This window comes from Shewanella sp. 11B5 (assembly GCF_002836795.1).
GTDB classification, from domain to species: Bacteria; Pseudomonadota; Gammaproteobacteria; order Enterobacterales; family Shewanellaceae; genus Shewanella; species Shewanella frigidimarina.
Map to the genome: position 1 here is coordinate 1 of NZ_PJAP01000841.1, position 1,560 is coordinate 1,560.

2 protein-coding genes are annotated in these 1,560 nt (G+C 37.9%); one reads left to right on the top strand and one right to left on the bottom strand.

The genetic code is table 11. The features are described from left to right. On the bottom strand, window positions 1-733 hold a 733-nt coding region (locus CXF78_RS16995), incomplete at its 3' end, for a magnesium transporter MgtE N-terminal domain-containing protein (protein ID WP_145991528.1). 150 nt (window positions 734-883) lie between these two features. Here CXF78_RS16995 and CXF78_RS17000 point away from each other — a divergent pair. Beyond that, window positions 884-1,369 (top strand): glutathione peroxidase, encoded by a 486-nt coding sequence (locus CXF78_RS17000; protein WP_011638213.1) that lies wholly within the window; start codon window positions 884-886, stop codon window positions 1,367-1,369. The last annotated feature ends 191 nt before the right edge of the window (window positions 1,370-1,560 follow it).

Consider the following 1,560-nt stretch of genomic DNA (forward strand, 5'->3'; position numbering starts at 1 on the left):
CGCGGCTATGTTCAATGGCTTCGGCTGCTTCGATCAAAGATGAATCAGCAGATATTACTCGGCTGTCATCCCATTTTAACACCTGCAATTGAGTATCAAGATCTGCAGTTCTGAAAACGTCATAACGACGCACTGTACCTAAATATTTATCGTTTTGATCGACTAAAAAAAGATGGTCATTACAATCTAAGTCAATACGACGAAAAAAGCGTTGTCCTTGTGCTACGGTAGATGTAAGACTTAATGCCAACATCTGGTGATCAGCATAACGACCGATTTCATTTTCAGAATATTGGTCATATAGTTCGAAATGCTTACGCTGACGTTCACCCATCTGTGCTAATGCACGATCGGTAATGTTGTCAGGTAATGAATCACTCCATTCAATAAGGTCTTCAGGACTTAATTGAGAAAAGAGTAAGTCTAATTCCTCATCAGGCATTTTCTTAACAATGCCTAAACGAGGATCGGCGCGCATTAAGTTTAGAACGTCTACACGCTCTTCAACATCGACTTGCTGCCAACGTTCATAACGTTCATCAAGCGGTAACGATTCTAATAATAAAGCAATTGTGCCTGGTTCTGCTTCAGTCAAGATTTCACTGAACACTTCGGCCTGTTCATCACCTTCGGCTTCAGTTAACAAATGTACCACGTGACTGACATCAGCCTGTGGTTGTGAACTGGTGTCGATTTCATCTTCAGAACTAAGTTCGTTCTTTAATTCACTCATCAGCCCGCCCTTAATTCTTGATAGTAAAATATGCGCAACTATATTGAAATTGGTATTGATAAGCAAACAGATAAATTAGGTTGCCAACAACTTAATTGCCAGCTAAGCACTTTCCCATTATAGTTTACCTTTCATATAAAGGAGCATCACATGACCGCAGCAATTTACCCTATTTCCGTAAAAGACATTCAAGGCAATGATGTTGTTATGGAGAGTTTTAAAGATAACGTTTTGCTTATTGTTAATACTGCAAGTAAATGTGGCTTCACTCCACAATACAAAGCACTTGAAACACTATATCAACAGTATAAAGATCGCGGTTTAGTTATTTTAGGTTTTCCTTGTAATCAATTCGGCAAACAAGAACAAGGTAATGAAGATGAGATCAGTCAATTTTGCGAACTAAACTTTGGCGTGACATTCCCATTATTTAGTAAAATTGAAGTCAATGGCAGTAACAGCCATCCGTTATATCAACATCTTAAAAAGTCTGCCAAAGGCCTTTTAGGTAGTGAGTCGATAAAATGGAACTTCACTAAGTTTTTAGTCGATAAACAAGGAAACGTGATTGAACGATATGCACCAACCACAAAACCAGAAGATCTTAACGCTGTCATTGAAAAACTGCTTGGATAACAAGAACTTCTATAGCGTAATTGAGTACCGAGAATCAATGAAAGTGGGTTTGGGTAATTGATGTCATGTTAATCACCCAGCTTTTTAGCCACAGCTTAGTACGAGACGATATTCATCAATAGCAGTACGTAAACGACATAAATTCATTACAAAAGTGTAAGTTTTAAGTCACTGATAAATAATCAGTATAA